General features: G+C 74.3%; 16 protein-coding genes and 1 riboswitch. Of the genes, 8 read left to right on the forward strand and 8 right to left on the reverse strand.

What is annotated here, in order from left to right; genetic code table 11:
• Positions 1-161: 161 nt before the first annotated feature.
• Positions 162-298: riboswitch (SAM riboswitch) on the forward strand.
• A 36-nt stretch (positions 299-334) separates the two neighbouring features.
• Entirely contained in the window at positions 335-1,771 is a 1,437-nt protein-coding gene (locus tag CLV34_RS06285; RefSeq protein ID WP_100349429.1) for an aminotransferase class V-fold PLP-dependent enzyme, read from the forward strand.
• Positions 1,772-1,793: 22 nt separating this feature from the next.
• On the opposite strand, the gene CLV34_RS06290 is transcribed toward CLV34_RS06285, so the two are convergent.
• Positions 1,794-4,616 carry a hypothetical protein gene (locus tag CLV34_RS06290; protein ID WP_100349430.1) on the reverse strand — a complete coding sequence of 941 codons (2,823 nt, stop codon included), beginning with the start codon at positions 4,614-4,616 and terminating at the stop codon, positions 1,794-1,796.
• Positions 4,617-4,790: 174 nt separating this feature from the next.
• Between CLV34_RS06290 and CLV34_RS06295 the strand changes: the two genes are divergently transcribed.
• The 3 genes from CLV34_RS06295 to CLV34_RS06305 all read left to right on the forward strand — a co-directional run bounded on the left by CLV34_RS06295 (position 4,791) and on the right by CLV34_RS06305 (position 7,678).
• Positions 4,791-5,390, forward strand: a complete 600-nt coding sequence (locus CLV34_RS06295) for a GNAT family N-acetyltransferase (RefSeq protein ID WP_100349431.1) — start codon at positions 4,791-4,793, stop codon at positions 5,388-5,390.
• Between the two features lie 121 nt (positions 5,391-5,511).
• The gene (locus tag CLV34_RS06300) at positions 5,512-7,101 is read left to right on the forward strand and encodes a glycosyltransferase family 39 protein (protein ID WP_157803732.1); all 1,590 of its coding nucleotides are present in this window, start codon (positions 5,512-5,514) and stop codon (positions 7,099-7,101) included.
• Between the two features lie 10 nt (positions 7,102-7,111).
• Positions 7,112-7,678 (forward strand): DUF1990 family protein, encoded by a 567-nt coding sequence (locus tag CLV34_RS06305; protein ID WP_100349433.1) that lies wholly within the window; start codon positions 7,112-7,114, stop codon positions 7,676-7,678.
• Positions 7,679-7,696: 18 nt separating this feature from the next.
• Here the strand turns inward: CLV34_RS06305 and CLV34_RS06310 are convergent, their stop codons facing one another.
• Positions 7,697-8,293 carry a pentapeptide repeat-containing protein gene (locus CLV34_RS06310; protein WP_100349434.1) on the reverse strand — a complete coding sequence of 199 codons (597 nt, stop codon included), beginning with the start codon at positions 8,291-8,293 and terminating at the stop codon, positions 7,697-7,699.
• Between the two features lie 65 nt (positions 8,294-8,358).
• Here CLV34_RS06310 and CLV34_RS06315 point away from each other — a divergent pair, with 65 nt between their 5' ends.
• Positions 8,359-8,841, forward strand: coding sequence for a GNAT family N-acetyltransferase (locus CLV34_RS06315; protein WP_245859052.1), 483 nt, complete (start codon positions 8,359-8,361; stop codon positions 8,839-8,841).
• 7 nt (positions 8,842-8,848) lie between these two features.
• On the opposite strand, the gene CLV34_RS06320 is transcribed toward CLV34_RS06315, so the two are convergent.
• Genes CLV34_RS06320 through CLV34_RS06330 form a run of 3 tightly spaced genes read right to left on the reverse strand, consistent with a single transcriptional unit; the run spans position 8,849 to position 12,622 of the window.
• The gene (locus CLV34_RS06320) at positions 8,849-9,853 is read right to left on the reverse strand and encodes a MaoC/PaaZ C-terminal domain-containing protein (RefSeq protein WP_245859053.1); all 1,005 of its coding nucleotides are present in this window, start codon (positions 9,851-9,853) and stop codon (positions 8,849-8,851) included.
• Entirely contained in the window at positions 9,850-11,238 is a 1,389-nt protein-coding gene (locus tag CLV34_RS06325) for a 3-oxoacyl-ACP reductase (RefSeq protein WP_100349436.1), read from the reverse strand. The genes CLV34_RS06320 and CLV34_RS06325 overlap by 4 nt, the downstream gene beginning before the upstream one ends.
• Positions 11,239-11,245: 7 nt before the next feature.
• Positions 11,246-12,622 (reverse strand): acetyl-CoA C-acetyltransferase, encoded by a 1,377-nt coding sequence (locus CLV34_RS06330; protein ID WP_100349437.1) that lies wholly within the window; start codon positions 12,620-12,622, stop codon positions 11,246-11,248.
• A 119-nt stretch (positions 12,623-12,741) separates the two neighbouring features.
• Between CLV34_RS06330 and CLV34_RS06335 the strand changes: the two genes are divergently transcribed.
• Entirely contained in the window at positions 12,742-13,554 is an 813-nt protein-coding gene (locus CLV34_RS06335) for a TetR/AcrR family transcriptional regulator (protein ID WP_245859054.1), read from the forward strand.
• Position 13,555: 1 nt separating this feature from the next.
• Positions 13,556-15,691: an acyl-CoA dehydrogenase family protein gene (locus tag CLV34_RS06340; protein WP_100349438.1), complete on the forward strand. Its 2,136-nt coding sequence runs from the start codon at positions 13,556-13,558 to the stop codon at positions 15,689-15,691.
• A gap of 68 nt (positions 15,692-15,759) precedes the next feature.
• On the opposite strand, the gene CLV34_RS06345 is transcribed toward CLV34_RS06340, so the two are convergent.
• Positions 15,760-16,107, reverse strand: a complete 348-nt coding sequence (locus tag CLV34_RS06345) for a UBP-type zinc finger domain-containing protein (RefSeq protein ID WP_100349439.1) — start codon at positions 16,105-16,107, stop codon at positions 15,760-15,762.
• Entirely contained in the window at positions 16,104-17,066 is a 963-nt protein-coding gene (locus tag CLV34_RS06350; RefSeq protein ID WP_100349870.1) for an EamA family transporter, read from the reverse strand. The genes CLV34_RS06345 and CLV34_RS06350 overlap by 4 nt, the downstream gene beginning before the upstream one ends.
• Positions 17,067-17,205: 139 nt before the next feature.
• Between CLV34_RS06350 and CLV34_RS06355 the strand changes: the two genes are divergently transcribed.
• Positions 17,206-18,147, forward strand: coding sequence for a LysR family transcriptional regulator (locus CLV34_RS06355; protein ID WP_100349440.1), 942 nt, complete (start codon positions 17,206-17,208; stop codon positions 18,145-18,147).
• Here the strand turns inward: CLV34_RS06355 and CLV34_RS06360 are convergent.
• Positions 18,144-22,223, reverse strand: a complete 4,080-nt coding sequence (locus CLV34_RS06360; RefSeq protein WP_100349441.1) for a S8 family serine peptidase — start codon at positions 22,221-22,223, stop codon at positions 18,144-18,146. The genes CLV34_RS06355 and CLV34_RS06360 overlap by 4 nt on opposite strands.
• Positions 22,224-22,289: the final 66 nt, after the last annotated feature.

The following is a 22,289-nucleotide window of genomic DNA, read 5'->3' on the forward strand; positions in this document are numbered from 1 at the left end:
GACCACGCAACGCGACCCGTATTTCCTTCGGGCGGCCCCTGCCCGCGCTCCCGGGGGCGTGGTGGCGTCAGCGGCTCCCTGAGGCGACGAGACGTCCACATGGTGGGACACGGTGCCCGCCTGTTGACACCCGCCCGCGCCGTCGCGGACCATGGACGCCAGGTCATGAGCGCCAGCGACCTCCCGTGCCGAACGGGCGGCAAAGCCCCGGCTCGCTGGCCGGCAACCCTCCACTCGCGGCGGGGTGCCCCGGGTGACGACCAGGCGGGCACCGCAGGGGTGCCGGCAAGCGCGGGGAGCACCGATCCTCCCCGAAGACCGAGGAGGACGACCCATGACCATCGACACCGCCACCTGTCCCGGCACCGTGGCCGGCGACGTCTCGCACGTCGCCCCCGTGCTCACGGTCGTCGGCTCCGACACGCTCGTCCCTCTCGTCGACGGCCGACGCGTCACCTATGCCAACCTCGACGTCGCGGCCTCGGCGCCCGCTCTGCGCACCGTCGCGGACCGCGTCGCCGAGGTGCTGCCGCTCTACGCGAGCGTGCACCGCGGCGCGGGCTACCTGTCCCAGGTGTCGACCGCGCTCTACGAGGCGTCGCGTCGCACGATCGGCGACTTCGTAGGAGCCCGCCCCGACGACGTCACCGTGGTCACCCGCAACACCACCGACTCGACGAACCTGCTCGCGGGCTGCGTCCCGGCGGCGGCCGACGGACGGCCCGGACGCGTCCTCGTCCTCGACGCCGAGCACCACGCGAACCTCCTGCCCTGGCAGCGCACCACGCGGGCGACCGTCGTCGAGGCGCAGCCCACGACGACCGCGACGCTCGCGCTCCTGGCCGACGCGCTGCGCACCGCGGCCGACGCCGACGACCCGTTCGCACTGCTCACCGTGACGGGCGCGTCGAACGTGACCGGCGAGTCGCTGCCGCTGGACGCCGTCGTCGCGCTCGCGCACGACCACGGCGCCCGCGTGCTCGTGGACGGCGCGCAGCTCGTCCCGCACCGCCGCTTCTCGCTCGCCGGCAGCGGCGTCGACTACGTCGCGTTCTCGGGCCACAAGACGTACGCGCCCTACGGTGCGGGCGCGCTCGTGGGCCGGCGCGACTGGCTCGACGCCGGCACCCCGTACCTCGCGGGCGGCGGCGCCGTCCGCAACGTCGCGCTCGACGCCACGACGTGGCAGACCGCGCCCGCGCGGCACGAGGCCGGTTCCCCGAACGTCCTCGGCGCCGTCGCGCTGGCCTCCGCGTGCGACGCCCTCGCGGCCGTCGACCCCGCGGCGCTCCACGCCCACGAGGACGCCCTGCGCCGCCGACTCGTCGACGGCCTGTCCGCGGTCCCCGGCGTCCGCGTCGTCCAGGTGTGGGAGGACGCCGTCGACCCGGTCGGCGTCGTGACGTTCTCCGTCGACGACCACGACCCCGGGCTCGTCGCCGCGTACCTCGCCGCCGAGCACGGCATCGGGGTGCGCGACGGCCGGTTCTGCGCCCACCCGCTCCTGCGCCGGCTCGGGTACTCCGCGGGCGCGGTCCGGGCGAGCGTCGGCGTCGGGACGAGCGGCGAGGAGGTCGAGCGCCTGCTCACCGCCCTCGAGCAGTTCGTGACCGACGGCCCGGCCGTGCGCTACGCGGTCGTCGACGGCTGCTGGGCGGTGCAGGACGACCCGCGACCGCTGCCCGAGGCGTCCGGTCTGTCGGGTCTGATCGCGACGGCCGCGGCGGGGTTCGTCGCCGAGTCCGCCGGCTGCGGGCCGGCGCCCGAGTAGGCGCCGGGCGCGTCCCGCGTGCTCAGCCCTCCGGGGCAGGGGTCTTCTCGCGTCCGGAGTAGGCGTCGTACTCGACCACCACCGGCACCACCTGGTCGGTCGGCACGACCTCCTTCCACTCGGACATGATCTGGAAGTTGGTGCTCGTGCCGTCGGAAGGCAGCTCGGCCGGGTCAGCCCGGAACGAGCGCTCCAAGGGGTAGTAGCCGTACTCGTACACCTTGTCGACCGGCGTGGCCCACACCTTGTCGCCGTCGTCGACCCCGTCCCGCTCCGGGAACAGGCGCTCGCGGGTGGACTCGTCGTGCTTGTCCTTGATGCGCAGGCACAGGTAGCGGATCGCGTCGCCGACCGTGGGCGGGTCGCTGACCTCGAGGCCTGCATCCTTCAGGCCCTGCGTGATCTCCTCGGCCTCGTCCGTGCCGGCGTACGGGTCGTCGAGCCCGTCGGACCCCTCGACGCCCGCCCGCTGCAGCCAGGCGAGGGCGGCGGCCTCCTTGCCGGGACGGATCGGGATCACGGCACGCACCCAGGGCGCGTTGAGGAACCTGTTGCGCAGGTCGTCGCCGTCGAGCTGGAGCAGCCAGCCCAGCGAGCTGCCCAGCGCCGCAGGCTGGGAGTCACCCGTGATGTAGTAGTTGTCCGGGCGTGCCTGGCCCCCGGACCACGAGACCACCTTGTCCGGACCGAACGGGTGCGTGGACCGCCCGACGTCGAGGCGCGACACCGCGCGCGGCTTCCACCACTCGGGTGCGACGAAGTACAGCATCCGGTCGATGTCGAAGATCGCCTCCAGGACCGTGGCATAGACGTGCCGGGTGCTGTCGTCGAGGCCCGAGACGTAGTTCTGCCGGCCGGTGAGGTCGTCCTTCGCCATCAGGTCGGTCAGGAGGTTCCGGTAGACGACCGCGCGCTCCTCCTCCCGGAGGTCCTCGAACCGCCGCTTCGTGATGGAGGCCGCGAGCTCGATGCGCTCCTTGGCCGCGGCGTAGAACGCCGCCCGGGTCGCCGCGTGCTGCGCGGCGGCATTCTTCCGCTGCACCTCGGCGAGCTGCGCGGTGTTGCGGTCTTTGACCTCCTGGATCTTCGCGGCCGTGGGCACCAGCGCGACCGTCCCGCGCAGGTCCAGCTGGACGGTCTCGTCCCAGGACAGCCCGTTCGTCCCCCACGCGAGCACGACGTCGATGTCACGCCCGCCCCGGTAGACGGCCAGGTACTGGTAGGAGTCGAAGCTCCCTTCGCCGCGGGCCGCCACGCAGTCGAGCTGGAACACCTGGTCCACCGTGAGCTCGAGCTCGTAGCCGTCGGGGATCTCGACGGTGATCTGCCGGCGGCCGAGAGGGATCCCGCCGAGCGCGGGGTCGGTCGGACGGGTGTCGTCCGTCTTGGCCCACGCGACCTTCACGTCGAAGGAGATGCCGGACTTGCGCTCCGGCGTCGGCGTCTCCTCCGGGTCGGGGATCGGTGTGACGTCCGGCGGCTTGGCGATGTGGACGAGGTCGGCAAGGCCGAGGGTGGCGCCGGGGTCGTCGACGAACGTCTCCCAGCACAGGTACGTCCCCACGTCCTGGACCTGGACGGCGACCTGCCGCATCTTGCGCCGCAGCTCGTAGTTCTGCAGGACGGTCTCGCTGGGGTTGCTCAGCACGTAGCGCTTGCTGGACACGTCCGTGGTGTCGGTGACGGTCTTGAAGGTGGTGCTGAACGTCGACCGGAGCTGGGTGCTGACGTTCGCCGTCTGCTCGCGCATCCTCTGGTAGGTCGCCTCCCGGGCCTGGGCCTGGGTGGTGTCGAGGTTCATGCTGCCGGTCGCCGTCATGTCCCCAGACGGCCAGGCTTCGTTGACCGTGGCGGAGAACCCGAGCCTGGTGTCGGACCGGTTCTCCTGCTTGACCGCGCCGCTCAGGTCGTCCTGGGTGCTCTCCCCACGCGTGTCCGTCGTGGACGAGTCGCGGGAGCTCGCGGACGTCTGCTCGACGTGGGTCAGCCGGGTGCTGGACTCGACGAGCTCCACGGTCGAGCCGGGCGTCAGCCAGACGTGCCCCACGGACGGGCCGAGGAACGAGTCCAGCTCGAAGAAGTACTGCCGGAAGTAGTGCACGATCCCGAGCGGCGACACGCTGACGCCGGCGAGACCGTGCGTCGGGTCCATCTGGGTGAACGGGTCGGCGAGGCCGCGCTGCGCCGCCTCCGCGCGTCGGTCGAGCTCCTCGGTGCCTCGCGACCGGTCGAGCAGGAGCGCCCCCAGGACGTCGCCGTGACCGTTGCGCGCGAGGTCCAGCGCCGCGCCCGCGAGCCGGGACTCCTGGTCGAGGGCCGCGTACGTGCGGTCGAGCAGCCGTCGGCTCCGTGCGGCGGCGGTCTCCCCGGGCGCGGCGACGTCGGCTGCCCGGACGGCGGTGCTCCAGGCCCGCCACGCACGGACCGTCCCCTGCTGCTCGCTGCCGTAGGCGGCGCGGATCATCTCCTCGCTCAGCAGCTCGCCCCACCCCGCGGCGTCCGTCGGCGCCGCTGCGCCCGCCAGCTTCTCGACGACGAGGTCGCGGAGCTCGGGCAGGAAGAAGCTGCCGCCGTCGAACGGCGCGACGGACGACGGCCGGGACGTGAGGACGGTCCCGATGTCCTCTCGGGCGAGCGACCTGTCCTCCGGCGGACCCGCGTACGTGTTCCCGCTGGCGTACTGGGCCATCCGTTCCTCGAGGAACGCGGCCGTGCCGCGCCTCGCCCCGTCGGACGCCCGGTCCCTCTTGCGCCGGGACGTCCAGCCGATCATCGGCCGGTAGGTCCCGAAGACCTCGCTGGCGAACGGCAGGCGTCCGATCGCGCGCGTCACGTCCTGTGTCATGTCTCCCCCTACGACTCGTCCGACCGCCCAGGTGCCGGTCGGCATGACGCGATCGACGCTAGGCGGCGGGCTTCGCGCCCCACCAGGGTGGGTGGTCCCGACCGCGCGGGAGCCGCCCAGGACGGCGTTCCCGGGGCGTCCCGGGTGATGACCGGGCGATGGCACACTGTGCCGGTGATCCACGACACCGTCCTGGTCGGCCCCGACGTGCGTCTCGAGCCGCTCGGTCCGGAGCACGCGGCCGACCTGCTGCCGCTGATCGACGCCGCCGCCTGGTTCGGCTTCACGACGCCCACCCCGACGTCCACGGCAGCGCTCGCGGAGTGGATCGACGCCGCGGTCGCGACGCCGGGACGGCTCGCCTTCGTCGTCCGCAGCACCCCGCCGGGGGCCCCGCCGGACAGCTCCCCGGGCGAGGTCCGGGGCACCACGTCGTTCTACGACCTCGACCGCGCCCTGGGCCGCGTCGAGATCGGTCACACCCTCTACGGGCGGCCGTGGTGGGGCGGGCGGACCAACCCGGCGACCAAGCTGCTGCTGCTGACCCACGCGTTCGACACCTGGGGGCTGCGCCGGGTCGCGCTGCGCGCCGACGCCCGCAACATGCGCTCGCTCGCCGCGATCGCCCGGTTGGGCGCGACCCGCGAGGGCGTGCTGCGGCAGCACCGCGTCGCGGCCGACGGGACGGTCGGCGACACCGTCTACTTCTCCGTGCTGGCCGACGAGTGGCCGCGCGTGCGCGACGGGTTGCACCGGCGGCTCGCGCGCCCCTGACCGCGACGAGGACGTCCCCCGATGTCCGACGTCCGGAATGTCCTCGTCCCTGTCGGGCGGGCTGGCTACGCTCGAAGACGGCGCGCGGGGGGACGCGTGCCGCGCAGCGGAGCGGGGGACCATGCGGGCGAGCAGTACGACCAGGCAGAGCGACGTCGACGGTGGGGCAGGCGACGGCGCGCCACCGCGCACCGGGCCCGAGAGGGCGCCCGACGGGGTGCTCGCCGCGCGGTCCCGCGGCAGGACGACGACCGACCGGACGGGCGGGGCCGCCGCGGTCGCCTGGTCGGCCGTCCTCACCGTCGCGGCCGCCCTGCTCACGGTGCTCCTCGCTCTGGCTGGCCGCTACGGGCCGCACCGCGACGAGTTGTACTTCGTCGAGGCGGGCCGGCACCTCGCCTGGGGGTACCCGGACCAGCCACCGCTCACGCCCCTGCTCGCCCGGGCTGCCGACCTCGTCGCGCCGGGCTCGCTGTTCGCCCTGCACACGGTCGCGGCGCTCGCCGTCGCCGGCACCGTGGTGCTGTCCGGCGTGCTCGCGGCCGAGCTCGGGGGCCGCTCGTCCGCGCAGGTGCTGACGGCCGTGGGAGTCGGCACCGGAGCCGTCGTCGTGGCGCTCGGCCACATCCTGTCGACGGCCACGCTCGACCTCCTGCTCTGGACCGCGATCACGTACGCCGTCCTGCGGGTGCTGCGACGCGACGACGCACGCGGATGGCTCGTCGTCGGGCTCCTCGGCGGGCTCGGCGTCGAGAACAAGCTCACGACGGCCCTCCTGCTCGTCGCGGTGGCGCTGGGCGTCCTCCTGACGCCGCCCGTGCGGCACCACCTGCGCACCGCGTGGTTCTGGGGCGCTGCCGGGGTGGTCGCGCTGATCGGGCTGCCGGCCGTGCTGTGGCAGGCGAGCCACGGCTGGCCTGAGGTGACGCTGGCCCGCGAGATCCGCCTCGAGAACGTCACCGTCGGCGGCCGGGTCGGGTACGTCGCCCTCGTGCTCGTCCTGCTCGGGCCCCTCGTCACGGCGATCTGGGTGTACGGGCTGGTCCGGCTGTGGCGCGTCCCGGCGCTCGGGGCGGCCCGGCCGTTCGCGTGGGCGTTCGCGGCGCTGTTCGTGCTGTTCCTCGGGACGGGCGGCAAGGGCTACTACCTCGTCGGGCTGCTGCCCGTGCTCGTCGCCGCGGGCACGTGCGGGCTCGTCGAGCGCTGGTCCGTCCCGGAGGCGCGGCGTGCCGTGGTGATCCTCGCCGTCGTCGGGGCGATCGCGTGGCCGGCGAGCCTGCCCCTCCTGCCGGCACGGGGGTACGACGGCTCGTTCTACGCCGCGATGAACGCGGACCAGGCCGAGACGATCGGCTGGACGCCGCTCGTCCGGGCCGTCGACGGTGCGGCGACCGTCGGCCACGCGACCGCGATCGTCACCGCGAACTACGGCGAGGCCGGGGCGCTCGACTGGTACGGCGCGCCCGTGCCCGTGTACTCGGGGCACAACGGGTACGGCGGCTGGGGGCCGCCGCCCGGGGCGACCGGCCCGATCGTCCTCGTCGGGTACGACACCGCTCCCGACTGGGCGAGCGGGTGCCGGACCGTCGCCCGCGTCGACACGGGCAAGGGGATCGACAACCAGGAGCAGGGTGCGTCGGTCATGCTGTGTGCGGGGCCGGCGGGAACCTGGTCCGACGTGTGGCCGCGGGTGCGGCACCTCGACGCGTGACGGAGCACCGATGACCCACGACACCCCCGACACCACATCTCCGGCGGGAGCCGACCCGCAGTCCGCGGAGCAGCTCGACGCGCTGCCGCCGCTGGAGAGCCTGCGCGCGCTCGACCGTGGGGTGCTGGTCCGCACGCAGCGGGAGATCGGGCGTGGCGGGCGAGCCTTCGGCCGTGCTGCGGACGCCCTGCTGGGCTGGCGGGCGCACCGGGGTGCGTGGGTCCGGGCCGACGACCCCGCGGGCGGGCCGGCGCCCGACGCGCACCCCGGCCAGCGTGTCCGGGTCGGGATCGGCCCGCAGGTGCTGCGGCTCGGCGGGATCTGCCGGGTGCTCGACGTCGGCCGGACCGACGACCGCGCCGGGTTCACCTACGCGACCGAGCCGGCCCACGTCGAGGACGGGGTCGAACGGTTCGTCGTCGCGCTCGGTCCTGACGACGTCGTCCGTGGGGTGGTGGAGGCGTGGTCGCAGCCGCGATCCGCCCTCGCGCGGCACGTCGGACCGTTGCCGTGGGTGGCGCCGCAGGTGATCACCCTGCGCTACCTCTCGGCGCTGCGCCGCGCGGCGCGCGGCTGAGGTCTCGGACGCACGTCGTCAGACGACCGTCAGGCCGACGTGCTCCGCGAGGACGGGGGCGAGGTCGACGAGCTGCGCCGCGGTGATGCTGGCGCCCGCGAGCCCGCCCACGCCGCGCACCGCGCGCAGGCCGCCGGTGTCGAGGCCGGTGAGGTCGCACGCGGCGAGCCGAGCGCGGTCGAGGACGAGCTCGCGCACCCGCACGTCACGCAGCACCAGCCGGGTCGCGCGGACGCCCGCCAGGTCGAGCGCGTCGACCGTGCACCCGTCGAGGACGACGTCGTCGAGCGTCGCGTCCCGCAGGTTGAGGTAGTCGATCTTTCCGCCGCGCAGGGTGACCCGCCGCCAGCGCGACTCGTACGCGCTCACCCCGCCGAACCGCGCGCCCGCGACGGTCACGTCGGTCCAGTCGCCCCGGACCGCGTCGAGGACGGTCGCGCGCGCGTCGACGAGGTCGCAGCCGCGCAGCGTGGCGCGCGTGAGGCGCGCGTCGTCGAGCACGACGCCCCGCAGCGTGCAGTCGACGAGTGTCGAACCGGTCGCGTCGACGCCCGAGAGGTCGGTGCCGTCGAACGTCTCGTCGTCGTACAGGTCGTCACGCCGCAGGGTGGTCACGGACCGATCGAACCATGCCAGCGGGGCCTGCCCGTCCGAGCGCGCAGCCCGGGTACCGTGGCCGGGTGCAGATCACGGAGGGCGGGCTCGACGACCCGCGGGTCGTCCGGTTCCTCGGCGAGCACCTCGACCAGATGCGCGAGATCTCGCCGCCGGAGAGCGTGCACGCGCTCGACCTCGACGGCCTGCGCGCGCCGGGCATGCGGTTCTGGAGCGTGTGGGCCGACGCGTCGGACGACGCCCCCGGCGGCCCCGGGACGCTCCTCGCGACCGCGGCGCTCAAGACCCACGACGCCGCGCACGGCGAGCTCAAGTCCATGCGGACGGCCGCCGCGGCCCGGGGACGCGGGGTAGCGTCGACCCTCCTGCTGCACGTCCTCGACGCCGCCGCGGACGCCGGGATGCGCCGGGTGTCGTTGGAGACCGGCGCCGAGCCGTTCTTCGAGGCCGCCCGCCGGATGTACCGGCGGCACGGGTTCGTCGAGTGCGGGCCGTTCGCGTCCTACGTCCTCGACCCGAACAGCGTGTTCATGACCCGCGAGGTCTGACCGGGCGTCAGCGGCGGACGATCGCGCCCGACAGGTTCCGCCGGCCCGAGCGTCCGTGCCACGCGTCGTACGACCAGCCGTCGTCCGTGGGCGTCACGGCGACGTCGACCGTCCCGGGCAGCAGGACGGGCTTGGCGAACCGGGCCGTCCACTCGTACGCGTCGGGGCGGCGCGCCGCGACGGACGCGAGCGCACGGGCGGCGGTGTCCATGCCGTGCGCGATGGCGCGCGGGAACCCGAACGCCTTGGCGGACAGCGCGGAAAGGTGGATGGGGTTCCGGTCGCCCGAGATCGCCGCGTACCGGCGCCCGGTCCCCGCGTCGAGCGTCCAGCGCGCGGTCGGCAGCGGCCGGGCCCAGGTGGTCGCCTCGTGGTCGCCGTCACCGCTCCCGCCATCGGCCGGACGCGCGTCCGCCGGTGAGCCGTCTCCGAGGACGACGTCCTTCGCGAGGTAGGTCGACCTGCCCCGCCACGCGAGCTCGCCGCCCGTGCGGATCTCGGTGACGAGGTCGACCTGCGTGCCGCGCCGGTGCGGGCGGAGGTCGTCGGCGGACGCGAGCACCTCGAGCGTGTCGCCGAGGCGCACCGGTCGCCGCACCTCGACCGCGTTCTCGAGGTGCACCAGCCCGAGCAGGGGGAGCGGGAAGTCGGCGCGGGTCATGACCGCAGTCGCGACGGGGAACGCGAGGACGTGCACGAACCCGGCCGGCAGCACGTCGGACGGAGGCTCGCCGACGTGTGCGGCGTACGCGGCGAGGCGGCCCGCGACCGCGCTCCCGCGGGTCTCGAGCGCCCCGACGCGGTACGTCACCGGGGGGAGGTCGGCCGGGGTGCCGCCCGCCGGTCCGCGACCGGGCAGCCGGTCGACGAGCGGCCGGGTGACGCCCTTCGCGTACAGGGCCGCGAGCGACGGAACGCCGTCGAGCTCGAGGATCTCGCGGGCCAGCCCGTCGTGTGCCGCGCCCGGACGACGCTGGTCGTCCGGGCCGCCCGCGCTGCCGGGGGCGCTCACCGGCCCACCAGGTTCTGCCCGCACACGCGGACGACCTCGCCGTTGATGCCGCCCGCGGCGGGCGACGCGAGGAACGCGATCGTCTCGGCGACGTCGACGGGCAGGCCGCCCTGCTGCAGCGCGTTGAGCCTCCGCGCGACCTGCCGGGTCACGGCGGGGATCTTCGCGGTCATCTCGGTCTCGATGAACCCGGGCGCGACGGCGTTGACGGTCCCGCCCAGGGGGGCCATCAGGGGCGCGGTCGCCCGCGCCATGCCGATGACGCCCGCCTTGGACGCTGCGTAGTTCGTCTGGCCCCGGTTCCCGGCGATCCCGGACGTCGACGCGAGCGACACGATGCGCGGCGCGTCAGCGAGCCGCCCGGACGCGAGGAGCTGCTCGTTCATGCGGAGCTGCGCGGTGATGTTGACGGCGAGCACGGGGTCCCACGTGTCCGACGTCATGTTGGCGAGCAGCTTGTCGCGGGTGATCCCGGCGTTGTGGACGACGATGTCGAGCCGCCCGTGCCGGCCCACGGCGTGGTCGAGGATCCGGGTGCCGGCGTCGTCGGCCGTGATGTCGAGCTGCAGCGCGGTCCCGCGGACCGCGTTGGCGACCTTCGCGAGCGCGTCCCCGGCAGGGGGCACGTCCACGCAGACGACGGTCGCGCCGTCGCGGGCGAGCACGCGGGCGATCTGCGCGCCGATGCCCCGGGCGGCCCCGGTGACCACGGCGACCTTGCCGGCGAGTGGCGCGCCCCATCCGGCGTCGTCGGACGGCACGGTGCCGGCGGACGAGCCGACCGTCACGAGCTGCCCGTCGACGAACGCGCTCTTCGCGGAGAGGAAGAAGCGCAGGGCGGCGGCCACGGACGGCACGCCGAGCCCGTCCGTCCCCGCCAGGTCGGGGCCGAGCACAATCCCGTTGCCGGTCGCGCCGCCGCGCAGCTCCTTGGCGAGCGAGCGCAGGGCGCCGTCGACGCCGTGGCGGGCCGCGGCGACGGCGGGCACGTCGGACTCGGTGGCCGCGCGCGACAGCGTGACGACGCGGCCGGACGGCGCGAGCGTGCGCAAGGTGCTGCCGAGCGCGAGCAGCGCGGACGAGAGGTCCGTGGGCGTCTCGACCTCGGTCAGCACCACGACGACGGCACCCCAGCGGGCGCCGTCCTCGAGCTGTGCGGGGTCGCGTCGGACGTCGAGCCCCCACGCGACGAGGAGGCGCGCGACGGCGTCGGTGGCGTCCCGGGGGGCGCCGTGGTCGGCCGACCCGAGCACCAGGGTCGGGCCGACGACGAGCGGCTGCCCGGGCACGAACCGGCGCAGGACGGCGGGGCGCGGCAGGCCGAGCTTCTTCGCGAGGGTCTTGGTGCTGCCCGCGTTCACGAGCTTCAGGTAGGTGTCGGTCATGGCCGCCTCACGCGCTCTCGAGGATCGCTGCGACGCCGAGCCCGCCGGCGGCGCACACGGAGATCAGGGCCCGGGCGGGGCGGCCGGTCTCGGCGGCCCGCTGCGCGACGAGCTTGGCGGCCGTCGCGACGATGCGTCCGCCGGTCGCGGCGAACGGGTGACCGGCGGCGACGGACGAGCCGACGACGTTGAGCCGGGCGCGGTCCACCGTGCCGAACGCACCGTCGAGGCCGAGGCGCTCACGGCCGAAGGTGTCGTCCTCCCAGGCGGCGAGGGTCGTGAGCACGGTCGACGCGAACGCCTCGTGGATCTCGAAGAAGTCGATGTCGTCGAGCGTGAGCCCGTTGCGGGCGAGCAGGCGCGGGACGGCGTAGGCGGGGGCCATGAGCAGGCCTTCGTCGCCGTGCACGAAGTCGACGGCGGCGGTGTCGGCGTCGACGACCTTCGCGAGCACGGGCAGCGATCGTTCGGCGGCCCACTCGCGCGAGGCGAGCAGCACGGTCGAGGCGCCGTCGGTCAGGGGCGTGGAGTTCCCGGCGGTCATGCTCGGGGTGGTCCCGGCGAGCGTCTTGCCGTAGACGGGGCGCAGGGCGGCGAGCTTCTCGAGCGACGTGTCGCTGCGCAGGTTGTTGTCGCGCGCGAGCCCGCGGAACGGGGTGACCAGGTCGTCGAAGAAGCCGGCCTCGTACGCGGCCGCGAGGTGCTGGTGGGAGGCGAGCGCGAGCTCGTCCTGGGCCTCGCGGGTGACGCCCCAGCGGGCGGTGGTGACCGCCTGGTGCTCACCCATGGACAGGCCCGTGCGGGGCTCGTCGACGCGCGGGGCGTCGGGCTTGAGGTCCGAGGTGCGCACCGAGGCGAAGGCCTTGAGGCGCTGCTGGAACGTCTTCGCGTTCCCGGCAGCGAGGAGCGCGCGGCGCAGGCCGGGGGAGACGGCGATCGGCGCGTCGGAGATCGTGTCGACGCCGCCCGCGACGCCCGACTCGACCTGGCCGAGCCGGATCTTGTTGGCGACGGCGATCGTGGCCTCGAGGCCGGTGGCGCACGCCTGCTGGAGGTCGTACGCAGGGGTGCGGGGGTCGAGCGCCGAGCCGAGGACGCTCTCGCGCACGAGGTTGAAGTCCTTGGAGTGCTTCATGACGGCGCCGGCGGCGACCTCGCCGAGCACCTCGCCCTGCAGCCCGAAGCGGGCGACGAGCCCGTCGAGCGCGGCGGTGAGCATCTCCTGGTTGGACACGCCGGCGTACGCGCCGCCGGCGCGGGCGAACGGGATCCGGTTGCCTCCGACGACGACGGCGTCGCGTGCTCCGGGGCCCGGCCCGGGGGCGCTCCGGTCGGGGGGCGGGTTGTCTCCGGCGTCCTGTCGGGTGGTCCTGCGCGGTGTCATCCTGGTCCTCTCGCGACGTTGCTTCTCACCAGTGGTGGCGTGGTGCCGGCTGCCCGCTCGGAGGAGCGCGCCCTCGCCGTTGATGTCCGAGACCGACAGTACCTGATACTCTCGGTTTCGTGAGTGCGACGACGCGTTCCTCCCTGCCTTCCTCGCGTGCCGGGTCCAGCATCCCCGCCCCGCGCAGCACCGCGCGACCTGCGCGCCCGACCCGGCCGCTCGACCCGCCGGACGACGACACCGGCGCGCCCGACGGCCGCTCCACGCGCTGGGACGACCACCGCGCGGCCCGCCGCACCTCCCTCGTCCACGCCGCGCGCAAGGCCGTCCACCGGCACGGCGCGGACGTGTCGATGGAGGAGATCGCGGCCTTCGCCGGCACCTCGAAGTCGATCATCTACCGCTACTTCGAGGACAAGAACGGCCTCCAGATCGCCGTCGGCGAGGCCGTCGTCCACGAGATCCGCGACGCGCTCGAAGCCGCCCTCGCCGCGGCCGACTCGCCCCGCCAGGGCCTCGAGGCCATGGTCGACACGTACCTCGCGATGATCGAGCACTCCCCGAACGTCTACTACTTCGTGACGCGCACGGGATCGATCATCGGCAACGACGCCGGTCCCCGCGTCACCGGCGACGGTCGTCCGCCGCTCATGACCTTCGCCGACACCATCACGTCCCTCATGGCCCGGGCGCTGCTCGGCGGCGGGATCCTCGACGACGTCTCGGCCGTCGCCTGGGCGTCCGGGGCCGCGTCGTTCGTCCGGGGGACCGGCGAGTGGTGGCTCGCGCAGCGCGACGCCCCCGGCACCCCCGCGCGCGAACAGCTCTCCGCGCAGCTCGGCGGCTGGCTCTGGGAGGGCCCGACCGCCGCCAGCGCCTCCACCCGCAGCACCGCCTCCGTCCGCACCACGAGCACGAGCCAGGAGTCCTGAGATGAGCGCCCCCACCGACCTCTCCGCAGCCCACGGCGCGATCGCGACCCCCGAGGTCACCACGCCGGCCGCCCCCACGGACGACCACGCGAGCGCGCCGGAGCGCGGTGCCCCGCGCGTCGACGTCCCGGCCCTCGAGTCCCTCCTGCTCGGCCGGTGGGCGCCCGAGCGCCGCAAGGCCCGCGGGGCGGCGTGCGACGACCGGTACGTCCGCGTCGACGGCCTGACCATGGACGAGCACCGCGAGCGCGTCTTCGGGCAGCTCGGCCTGCTCGTCGAGGAGGGGCACGTGCTGCGCGCGTTCCCCACGCGCCTCGGCGGCGCCGACATGCCCGGCGGCAACATCGCGGCGTTCGAGGAGCTCGCAGCCGCCGACCTGTCGCTCCAGATCAAGTCGGGCGTGCAGTGGGGCCTGTTCGGCGCCGCGATCCTGCACCTCGGGACGCCCGAGCAGCAGGACCGCCTGCTGCCCGGGGCGATGTCGCTCGCCGTGCCCGGTGCGTTCGCGATGACGGAGACCGGCCACGGGTCGGACGTCGCGTCGATCGCGACGACCGCGACCTACGACCCCGAGACGGGCGAGTTCGACCTGCACACCCCGTTCCGTGGCGCCTGGAAGGACTACCTCGGCAACGCGGGCAAGGACGGCGTCGCGGCGACCGTGTTCGCGCAGCTCGTCACCGCCGGCGTGAACCACGGCGTGCACTGCTTCTACGTGCCGATCCGCGAGGTCGGCGACGACGGTCGCGCGGGCGCGTTCCTGCCGGGCGTGGGCGGCGAGGACGACGGCCTCAAGGGCGGCCTCAACGGCATCGACAACGGACGCCTGCACTTCACGCACGTGCGCGTCCCGCGCGAGAACCTGCTCGCCCGCTACGGCACGGTCGCCGCGGACGGCACCTACGCGTCGTCCATCGAGAGCCCGGGACGCCGCTTCTTCACGATGCTCGGGTCGCTCGTCCAGGGGCGCGTGTCGCTCGACGGCGCGTCGTCCGTGGTGTCCAAGATGGCCCTCGCCATCGCGGTGCGGTACGGCAACGAGCGCCGCCAGTTCGCCGGCGCCGGTCTCGACGAGGTCGTGCTGCTCGACTACGGCCGGCACCAGCGGCGGCTGATCCCGCGCATCGCCGAGACGTACGCGATGTCGTTCGCGCACGACCGCCTCCTCGACCTCTTCGACGCCGTGTTCTCGGGCGAGCACGACGACGCCGAGACGCGCGAGGAGCTCGAGACCATGGCGGCGGCGCTCAAGTCGACGTCCACGTGGTTCACGATGGACACGCTCCAGGAGGTGCGCGAGGCGTGCGGCGGCGCCGGGTTCCTCGCGCAGAACCGGGTCACGCAGCTCCGCCACGACTTCGACATCTACACGACGTTCGAGGGCGACAACAACGTCCTGCTGCAGCTCGTCGGCAAGCGCCTGCTCACCGAGTACGGCAAGCAGTTCAAGGGCATCTCGGCGGGCGGCATGGCCCGCTACGTGGTGGACCGCGCCGCCGACCTGGCGCTGCACGGCACCCCGCTGCACCGCGCCGTGCAGACCGTCGTCGACGGCGGCTCGGCACGCCGTGCGGCGGGGCACCTGCGCGACGAGGCGACGCAGCGCGAGCTGCTGACGTACCGCGTCGAGGCGGCCGTCGCCGAGCTCGCCGGTGCTCTGCGCTCCGCGTCCAAGCTCAGCCCCCAGGAGGCGTTCGACCTGTTCAACGCCCACCAGAACGAGCTCATCACCGTCGCGCGCGCGCACGGCCAGCTCCTCAAGTGGGAGGCGTTCACGCAGACCCTCGCCGGCGTCGAGGACGAGGGGACGCGCCAGGTCCTCACGTGGGCGCGCGACCTGTTCGGGCTCTCGCTCGTGGAGCGCGAGCTGGGCTGGTACCTGGTCAACGGGCGCCTGTCCGCGCAGCGCGCCCGCACCGTGACGTCGTACATCGACCGCCTCGTCGGGCGCCTGCGGCCGCACGCGCAGGACCTCGTCGACGCGTTCGGGTACGGCCCCGAGCACCTGCGTGCCGAGGTCGCGACGGGCAACGAGAAGGCCCGCCAGGACGAGGCCCGGGCCTACCTTGCCGACCTGGTCGCGAGCGGTGACGCTCCCGTGAGCGAGAAGTCGCTGCAGCGCTCGAAGCGCGGCTGACCTGGCGGCAGCACGACAGCAGCCCGAGAGCCCCGGTGCGGACCTGGTCCGCACCGGGGCTCTCGTCGTCACGGGTGGAGCAGCGACACCCAGTCGGCGGGCACGCGGCCCTCGGGGCCGGGCGCGGGCTGGTCGTCCGGGTGCGCCTGCGGGTCGGCCAGGGCCGGCCCGGTCGCCGGCGTCCCGGTCCGGTAGTCCCAGAACCAGTCCTCACCGGGCTCGTAGCTGCGCATGACGGGGTGCCCGGTCTCCGTGAAGTGCCGCGTCGCGTGCTGCGAGGGCGACGAGTCGCAGCAGCCGACGTGACCGCACGTGGCGCACCGACGCAGGTGGAACCACCAGCCGTCGGTCTCGGTGCACTCGGCGCAGCCGGGCCCGCTCGGCGGGACGGACGGGTCGAGCTCGAAGTCGGTCACGGTGCCTCCAGACGTCCGGGACCACCAGCATGTGCCGGGGCGGTGGCGGGCGCACCCGGGGCGCGCGGACGCACCCGGACCAGCCCCGTCGTGACCACCGCGACGCCGAGGAGGAGGAGCGCGCCCCCGACGAGCTGTCCGGCGTCGGGCGCCTCCCCGAGGACGAGCCACGCGGCGAGCATCCCGGTCGGCGGCACGAGCATCGTGAAGGGCACCACGGCTGACGCGGGGTACCGGGCGAGGAGCGTGTTCCACGCGCCGTAGCCGAGGAGGCTCGCGAGGTAGGTGGTGTACGCGGTCGACAGGACGGCGGCGACGGTCGGGTGCGTGAGCGCCTGCCCGACCGCGGCGGGGCCGTCGAGGACGAGCGACAGCGCGAGCAGGGGGAGGGGCACCACGGTGGCGGACCACACCGTCATGGAGAGTCCCGCGAGCGGACCGCTCGGGCCGCCTGCGGGAGCGTGGCGTCCCGCGCGCCGCGCCGCGACGTTGCCCACGGCCCACGACGACCCGGCGGCGAGGGTCAGGACGAGTCCGGTGAGCGGGACGTCCGCGCTGCGCCCGGCGCCGACGACGACGAGGCCTGCCGCGCCGACGACCACTCCCGCGACCTGGGCGCGCGTGGGTCGCTCGCGCAGCGCGAGGGCGGCGAACACCACGGTCAGGACCACCTGCGCCTGGAGCACGAGGGACGCGAGGCCGGGCGGCATCCCGACCGCGATCGCCGTGTACAGGAGGCCGAACTGCCCGAGGCTCATGAAGACCCCGACGGCGACGACGTCGCGCCACCGCGCCGCCGGGCGCGGCACGAAGAAGATCGCGGGGACGACGACGAGCGTGAACCGGACGGCTGCGAACAACGTGGGCGGGACGTCGCCGAGCCCGAGGTCGATCACCACGAAGTTGACGCCCCAGACGACAGCGACGAGCGAGGCGAGGAGCGCGGCGCGGGTCGGCAGGCGGGCCGGCAGGCGGGTGGGCAGACGGGCGGGCAGGGCAGGAGGCACGCGTCGAGTCTCGGGCACCAGATCGTGCACGTCCATCACGCAGTTCTTGGCCTCACTGTGTAGCGATGCTGCATGACCATAGTCTGGTCGCATGATCGATCTCGGAGGGGTGGAAGCGCTCGTCGCCGTCGCACGGGCGGGGACGGTCCACGGCGCGGCCGCCGACCTCGGGTACACGGCGTCGGCCGTCTCGCAGCAGGTCAAGCGGCTGGAACGACAGCTCGGCACGCCGCTGCTCGAACGCGTGGGGCGTGGGGTGGTCCTCACCGCGGCCGGACGCCTCCTCGTCGAGGACGGCGAAGACCTCCTGCGGCGGGTCGAGCGGACCAGCTCCCGGGTCCGGGCAGCCGAGCCGCGTGGGGGAGCACCCACCGGCCAGGTGCGGCTCGCCGCGTTCTCGACCGCCGTCCGGGGCCTCGTCGCGCCGCTCGTCGGCACCCTCCGGCACGACGCCCCCGGCCTCGACGTGGTCGTCGACGAGTACGACCCCTGGGAGGCGGTCGCGCGCATCGGCGCGGGCCAGGCGGACCTCGCCGTCGTCCACGCCTGGGCGGGCATCACGCTCCAGGTGCCGTTGCACGCCGCGCACGAGGACCTGGGCCACGACACCGCCGACCTGATCGTCCCGTCCGGCCACCGCCTCGCCGGCCAGGAGCGCGTCGCGCCCGGCGACCTGCTCGACGAGACGTGGGCCTCCACCCTCCCTGACTCCATCTGCTACGCCTGGTTCGTCCACATGTTCGGGACGCAGCCGCGCCAGCCCCGGATCGCCTACTGGGCCCCCGAGTTCGCGTCGCACGTCGCGCTCGTCCGGGCCGGCGCCGCGGTCTCGCTGCTGCCGCGGCTCGGCCGGGGCGCGCTGCCCGACGGGGTCGTCGCCGTCCCCGTCGTCGACCCCGTCCCGGTGCGGACCGTCGGGCTCGTGTGGCGGAGCTCGATGGGCGAGTCGCCGGCCGTGACATACCTGCGGGCCCGCCTGCGTGCGACGTGGCGCACGCGGACGGGCCCGCAGGGTCCTGCAGCGGACGGCTAGCGGCAGCTCACCGCGTCGTAGCCCGCGGTGTACGGGGTGCGCACGTCGAGCGAGCCGACGTGCCCGGCGCCGACCACGTCAGCGTCCCCGCCCTTCTTCAGCCGCACCGCACCCGTGTCGAACAGGTGGTAGGCCGCCTTGCCTGGCTCGACGCCGGCCACGGTCGTCGTGCCGAACGGCGTCGACAGCGTGACGTCCGCGGTCACGGCGCTGCGGTTCGCCGCGTACACCGCGACCATCGCGTCCCCGTTCACGCACTGCGAGCGGGCCGAGACGCCGAGGTCGACCCGGCCGCCCGCCTGGTAGGCGCGCACCATGGTCTGCTCGACGTGCGAGCCGTTCACGTCGGTGAGCGCCACCCGCAGGTGCACGAAGCTGCCCGCGGGGACGTCCGTCGGGACGTCCGCGGTCCAGCGACCCAGGGCGTCCTTCGTGGCGGGGACCGCCGTCCACCCGGTGACCTGCGCGACGGTCGACGCGGTGTCACCCGTCGCGTACTCGAGCGTGGCCGACTTCACGTCGGCCGCGGTGTTCGGTCCGTCGTCCGTGGCGGTGAGCACCACGTGCGCCGCCGTGCCGGAGGTCACACGGTCCGTGAGGTCCGTGTCCAGGTCCACGTGCGGGACCAGCAGGTGCTGGGCGCCCTGCTGGGAACGGTCCGTCGTGAACGTCCAGTCGGTCGTGTACCCGAGGCCGAGGACCGCGGCTGTGCTCGCCCGCCGGACGAACGTCCGGACCACGTGCACGCTCGCGCTGCCCGACGGCAGCGCGTAGACGCCTGCCGCCGGGACCACCGCGGCGCCGCCCACGGCCACGGAGGTCGACCAGCTGTCCTGGTTGATGAGACCGGTCGAGTCGTGACCTGCCGCGTCGCCCCACGCGGGGAGCGCGAGCGACATGCCGTTCAGCGTGCGGTAGGCCAGCGGGACGTCGTTCGTGGTGCCCGTCGCGCCGGTGGGGGCGGCGAACCAGGACGTGGGCTGCGAGGAGCCCGGCTCGTACGTCACCGGACCGCCGAACGAGGCAGCGTTGGAGACGTTGTACGTCATGCGGGCGATCGTCGTCCATGCGACGTCGGACGACGCCGTGTAGTACTCGGTGCGGTGCAGCGGGGCGTTCACGGGGAGCATGGAGCCCGACGCGTAGACGGCGGAGACGCCGGGCAGCTCGAGGCCCAGGTCGAGCCACCACGTCCGGGAGTCCGTGCCCTGGGTGTGGTAGTCCGTGGGCACGGTCGCCAGGTCGGCGTCGCTGACCCGCTGGACCCCCGTCGGGATCTCCCCGTGCGTCACCGTGGCGAGGTTGTACAGGTAGGGGCTGGTCGCGACCGGCTGCCCGGTCCAGCTCATCGTCACCGGGCCGGCCGCCAGCTCAGCCCGGAGCGCGGTGGCGTCGTCCGTCGTGATGGAGATCATCGGGATGGTGGTCCCGCTGCCCGACGTCACCGTGCGCCCCAGCGCTGTCGACGAGTAGGCCAGCACGCCCACCGCGCCACGGCCCTTGAGTGCACGGTCCCAGCTGAGAGCGTTGCCGCCGGTGACCGCGGTGCTGGCGTCGATCAGGACGAGCTTGCCCGTGACGTCGGCGGCGGCGATGTTCGCGTCGGTGCCCGGCCCGACGTCGACCAGCGGTGCCGACGCGGTGCCGGCGAACTCGGGCGCGAACGTGACCGGCAGGTCGTCGACCTGGCGACCACCCGACGACGTCATGGTCAGGCGCGGTGCGGCCAGCCGTGCCGTCGCCTCGAACGTGAGGCGCGAGTCCGTCTTCGTCGGGGTCGTGTACAGGTGGTTCACGTACGAGGGCACCGTGGTCAGGAGACCGGTCTTGAAGGTGCCGTTCGACGCCATGCCCTGCGTGTAGCCGATCGAGAAGCCCTCCGGCTGTGTCGCCTTGTCCGTCTTCCAGCGCAGCTCACGAGCGTCCTGGGCATCGAGGACGACCGTGGTGTCGCCCGTCACCTTCACCCCGTGCCGGAAGACCTCGGTCACCGAGTCCACCTGACCGTGGTTGTCCGGGGTGTCGCGCGTCAGCACCGTGCTCGAGAACTCGTACGTGCCCACCGGCATGGTCAGGGTGACCGTGCCCGAGCCGACGCCGTAGTTCGCGCCGCTGCCGCCGGCCAGGTCGAGGACCTGGAACGACGAGTAGGAGTCGGCCGGCATCCCGTAGCGGTTCTTCACGACGACCGTGACCTGCGCGGTCGGCGCGGCCAGCACGTACGAGAAGGGGACCGTGACGCGCATGCCGTCCTCGGCGCGGCCGACGAGACGGCCCGTCACCGTGCCGTAGTCGTCGACGTGAGCCCGGGCCGACGGGTCGATCGTCAGCGGGACGTCGGCCGAGCCGCCGGCGGGGACGACGACCTGGTCGGCACCCTTGCGGGCACCCGGTGCCCCGAGCTTCACCGCACGCGCCGGGAGGTCGGCGATGCCGCTGTCCCCGTACGTCTGCAACGACAGGTCGAGGGTCACGTCCGCGCCGGACGTGTTGTGCAGTGTGACCGTCTTCGTGACGGGGGTGACGTCCTGCCCGGCGGTGAACGTCGCGAGGCTCTCGTTCGGCTCCCCGTACACGGGCTCCGTCACCGCGCGGCCCACGTCCATCGGCCCGGCGCCCTGCTCGAGCACCGGCGTGGTCGTGCCGTCCGCGGACGACGTGAGGAGGTCCTTGACCTGCTCGGGCGTCCAGTCCGGGTGCTCCTGGAAGACGATCGCCGCTCCGCCCGCGACGTGCGGGGTCGCCATGGACGTCCCGGACTCCGCGACGTACGGCATGTCCGTCCCGCCCCCTGCGCGGGCCGCGACGACGTCGACGCCCTGGGAGGCGATGTCGGGCTTGGCCGCCGTGCCGCCGACCGACGGACCGCGGCTCGAGAAGTACGCGGTCGCGTCGTCACGGTCGAGAGCGCCGACGGTCAGGGCGTCCGGCGCGCAGCCGGGGGTCGAGACCTGGCCGTGCAGGCCCTCGTTGCCGGCGGCGATGACGAACAGCGCCTTGTCCGACAGCGCCTGGACGAGGTCGACGTCCGCGCCCGAGCACGAGGTCGTCGAGTCGCTGCCCAGCGACATCGAGACGACCTTCGCGCCGTTGTCGACGGCCCACTGCATGCCCGCGAGGATCCACGACTCCTGGCCCGAGCCGTCGTCGCCGAGGACCTTGCCGACGAGCAGCTTCGCGCCCGGGGCCATGCCCGCGTAGCGGCCGTCGCTGGCCGCGCCGGTGCCGGCGATGGTCGAGGCGGTGTGCGTGCCGTGACCGTTGCCGTCCTGGATCGTGACGCCCTTGGTCGTGACGAACGACGCACTGAGCGCGACCTGGCCCGTGAGGTCCGGGTGCTGCTGGTCGTAGCCCGTGTCGAGCACGGCGACCTTCACCCCCGTGCCGTCGTAGCCGAGGTCGTGCGCGGTGCCCGCGCCCGTCAGGGGGACGGTCGGCGTGAGGTCGGTGACGGCGTCGCCGTGGACCTTGGCGTCGAGCCAGACCTTCGTGACACCCGAGGAGGAGCGCGCCTGGCTCGGGGCGATCCCGGCCCACGCGGCCTTCGCGCGGTCCTTGTCGACCGACATGGCCGCCGCGTCGATCGCGGGGATCGACGCCGTGGTCGTCGCGCCGCGCACGACGGAGCGTGCGGCTGCGGCACCCGAGTACTGGACGATCACGGGCAGCGTGTCCGTGGACGCATCGTCGTAGTCGTCACGGGCGAGCAGGGAGATGTCGAACAGACGCTCGTCGAGGGTCCCGGCGTCGATGAGCGGCTGGGCCTCGGCCGGGATGACGTACGTGTCGTCGTGCGAGATCCAGGTCGTGACGACCCGGTCGGGGTCGTCGGTGACGACCTGCGCCTCGCTGACCGTGCCGTCCGCGGCGACCCGCGCCTGCACCTGGTCGCCCGTCACGAGCGTGAAGGTCTCGAGGGACCCGCCGGTGCTGCCGGTGGTCCCGGTGGTGGCCGTGCCGGTCGTGGTGGCGTCCGGTGCGGGGGCGTCGTCGGTGGCGGCGCTCGCGGCGGTGGCGGTGCCTGCGGTCGCGAGCAGCGCGGCGGCCGCGAGGGCAGCGGCTGCGCTCCGTCTCATGCGGTGGGTTTGCATGGTTGTGCTCCTTTCAGCACGCCCACTCTCGCCGGGCACAGGGCCCGCGCG

The sequence above is a fragment of the Luteimicrobium subarcticum genome, from assembly GCF_002798015.1.
GTDB lineage: Bacteria > Actinomycetota > Actinomycetes > Actinomycetales > Cellulomonadaceae > Luteimicrobium > Luteimicrobium subarcticum.

What these genes read in the sequence shown, in the direction of transcription:
- CLV34_RS06305 (WP_100349433.1), top strand. Translation starts at nt 7,112, where the DNA reads ATGACCCACGACACCCCCGACACCACATCTCCGGCGGGAGCCGACCCG.
- CLV34_RS06285 (WP_100349429.1), top strand. Translation starts at nt 335, where the DNA reads ATGACCATCGACACCGCCACCTGTCCCGGCACCGTGGCCGGCGACGTC.
- CLV34_RS06340 (WP_100349438.1), top strand. Translation starts at nt 13,556, where the DNA reads ATGAGCGCCCCCACCGACCTCTCCGCAGCCCACGGCGCGATCGCGACC.
- CLV34_RS06290 (WP_100349430.1), bottom strand. Translation starts at nt 4,616, where the DNA reads ATGACACAGGACGTGACGCGCGCGATCGGACGCCTGCCGTTCGCCAGC.
- CLV34_RS06325 (WP_100349436.1), bottom strand. Translation starts at nt 11,238, where the DNA reads ATGACCGACACCTACCTGAAGCTCGTGAACGCGGGCAGCACCAAGACC.
- CLV34_RS06360 (WP_100349441.1), bottom strand. Translation starts at nt 22,223, where the DNA reads ATGAGACGGAGCGCAGCCGCTGCCCTCGCGGCCGCCGCGCTGCTCGCG.
- CLV34_RS06300 (WP_157803732.1), top strand. Translation starts at nt 5,512, where the DNA reads ATGCGGGCGAGCAGTACGACCAGGCAGAGCGACGTCGACGGTGGGGCA.
- CLV34_RS06355 (WP_100349440.1), top strand. Translation starts at nt 17,206, where the DNA reads ATGATCGATCTCGGAGGGGTGGAAGCGCTCGTCGCCGTCGCACGGGCG.
- CLV34_RS06330 (WP_100349437.1), bottom strand. Translation starts at nt 12,622, where the DNA reads ATGACACCGCGCAGGACCACCCGACAGGACGCCGGAGACAACCCGCCC.